This window comes from Propionivibrio sp. (genome assembly GCF_029255185.1).
Taxonomy (GTDB): domain Bacteria; phylum Pseudomonadota; class Gammaproteobacteria; order Burkholderiales; family Rhodocyclaceae; genus Propionivibrio.
This window is the reverse complement of the sequence record NZ_JAPUVO010000010.1, coordinates 1-2684: the sequence shown is the minus strand read 5'-3', so window position 1 is coordinate 2684 and position 2684 is coordinate 1. Positions and strand designations below refer to the sequence as shown.

The window sequence follows — 2684 nt, the reverse complement described above, 5'->3', positions numbered from 1 at the left end:
GGAGCCGGAACGGCCGACAATGCCGATCACTTCACCCGGCTGGACGACCAGATTGATGCCGCGCAGGACTTCCGGGGCGTCGGGCCGGTAGCGAAACACGACCTGGTCGAACTCGATATGCCCGGCCAAAGGCGGCAGGGTGCTGCGGTGCGCATTGGCCACTTCGCTCCGAGCGTTAAGAATATCGCCCAGCCTTTGTACCGAAATGCCGGTCTGCTGAAAATCCGTCCACAGTTGCGCCAAGCGCATGACCGGAGTCGCCACCCGGCCGGCCAGCATATTGAAGGCAATGAGTTGGCCGACCGTCAGATCGCCATTGATCACCAGGCGCGCCCCGAGCCACAGGGTGGCAACAGTCACCAGCTTGCCGACCAGCGAGACGCCCTCGTGGGCGACCGTACCAAGCGCGACGGTACGAAAACCAGCGGCGACATAAGCCGCCATCTGATTATCCCAGCGGCGCGTCATTTGCGGTTCGACGGCCATCGCCTTCAGGGTATCAATACCGTTGATCGTCTCGACGAGAAACGCCTGATTCTCTGCGCCGCGATTGAATTTCTCGTGCAAGCGGGCGCGCAGGAGCGGCGTGATCAACAGCGACAGGATGAAGTAACACGGCAGCGAGAGGACAACGATCAAGGTCAGCCAGACGCTGTAGTAGAGCATCACGGCAATGAATACCACCGAGAAGAAAAGGTCCAGGATCAAGGTGATGGCATTGCCGGTGAGAAACTGGCGGATATTCTCCAGTTCGCGCACCCGGGCCACGGTGTCGCCGACCCGCCGTGCCTGAAAATAAGCAAGCGGAAGGTTCAGCAGATGGCGAAACAGCCGCGACCCCAGTTCGACATCGATCCGGCTGGTGGTGTGGGAGAACACGTAGGTGCGTAATCCCGAGAGCACGACCTCAAAAACGCAGACCACCAACAGGCCGACGGCAATGACATCGAGGGTCGTGAATCCGCGATGGACGAGCACCTTGTCCATGACCACCTGGAAAAAGAGCGGCGTGACCAGCGCGAAGAGTTGCAGGGCGAAAGAGACCAGCAGGACTTCGCCTAGCAGCTTGCGGTATTTGACGACGGCGGGAATGAACCAGGTAAAGTCGAACTTGGCCAGTTCTCCAGCCAGTGAAGCGCGCGAGGCAAAGAGAATCAACTGTCCCGACCAGCGTTGCGCGAACTGTGCAAGGGAGAGCACCTGCGGTTGGGTGACGCCGGGGTCTTGAATCAGCACCTGATCCGTGTCGACCCGGGCCAGGATAAAGAAGCGCCCGTCCGCATCAACGGCCAAGGCCGGCAAGGGCGTTCGTTCCAGCCGGGAATATTCGGTGTTGACCAACTTGGCCTTGAGCCCCAGCTTCTTGGAGGCGAGCAAAATCTGTGTCGTGCCGAACAGTTGACCGGCGACACGGTATTCATGGGCCAGTTGATCCGGATCAGCCGCGATGTTGTGAAACCGCGCCAGCATGACGAGGCCGATCAAGCCGGTATCGGGCTTGGCTTGCACTCCCGGTTCTGATCCTTGCGCGGCTTCGTTGGCTTCGATGAGCGTCAGTGGTGGCGATTGTTCAGTCATTCTTAAAAACTCAGTTGTTCACCGCAAAGGACGCAAAGACGCAAAGAAATCAATGGATTGCATGGTTTTTCCATTCACCATCTGGGGGAGCACCATGAACAACAACAAGATTAAGCTGTTGATTTCTTCGCGTCCTTTGCGTCTTTGCGTCTTTGCGGTGATCTAGGGTCATGTAAAACACTTCCCCCGCGCGAAGGCGGGAGTCCAAAGAGCTTAAGAATTACTGCCAGTTGGCGGCGATTACCGGCGCCAGGGCATCCTGATAGTTGGGTGGCAGTGTCGTCTGACCAGCCGCTGGCGGGGCGAAAGCGGCCATCGCTTGCACCAAGAGCTCCACGCGCGTATCAAGCAGCAGCTTATTGTCGGCCGTCTTGAACTGCTCGACATGATAGGCCGAACCCAGGTACCAGTTCTCGGCGGTCAACTTGTCGGTAGTGCCAATGACGCCAACTTCGAGATTATTCCCGACATGGCGCAGCCAAAGCTGGTTCGCGCTGATTCCCGCCAGGAACTGCGCTACATCGGTGTTGCCGGGCGTGGCATCATTCTCCTTGATGGTGTCCTGACCAGAACCGAGGCCGAACCGGTAAACGTCGTTCCCCGTCCCTCCATTCAGAATGTCATTACCGCCTAGACCGTCGATTACGTCGCCTTCGCCGGCCAGGCCGTACAAGGTGTCACTCCCGGCCGTGCCATTCTGCACCAGGCCCGCCGTGTGCAGGGTTGTCCGATCCCAGACCGTGCCATCGGCAAACATCAATTGCTCGATGCGGTTGTTCGGTGAGCTATACCAGCCGGCAACCGTGAGCTGGTCGCCGGCGTTGGCAAACTTGAGCACCAGGTCGGTGTTGCTGCGCGTGACCGTTACGTCCGCCGGAGCAATTCCCGCACCCAGCACAATACGGTCGGTCCCCGTGTCCAAGGCGCTTTGATTGTTGTAGGCCACCTCGTTGATGGTGTCCGCACCGTCGCCCAGGTTATAGCGGTAGGTGTCTGAGCCGCCGCTACCCCAGAGCTGGTCGATCCCGGTGCCGCCTTCCAGGGTGTTGGCTGTTCCACTTTCTGTGTAGCCCATGCCGTTGTGGTAATAGGTGCTGTAGTCGCCG

Annotated in this window: 2 protein-coding genes; both read right to left on the bottom strand. The window is 59.1% G+C overall.

The genetic code is table 11. The features are described 5' to 3' along the window. Positions 1–1578, bottom strand: a 1578-nt coding sequence (locus Q1J43_RS00115) for an ABC transporter transmembrane domain-containing protein (RefSeq protein WP_301100249.1), incomplete at its 3' end; no start/stop codon positions are given. 220 nt (positions 1579–1798) lie between these two features. Further along, positions 1799–2684: calcium-binding protein (locus Q1J43_RS00110; RefSeq protein WP_301100248.1), on the bottom strand; the 886-nt coding region annotated here is incomplete at its 5' end.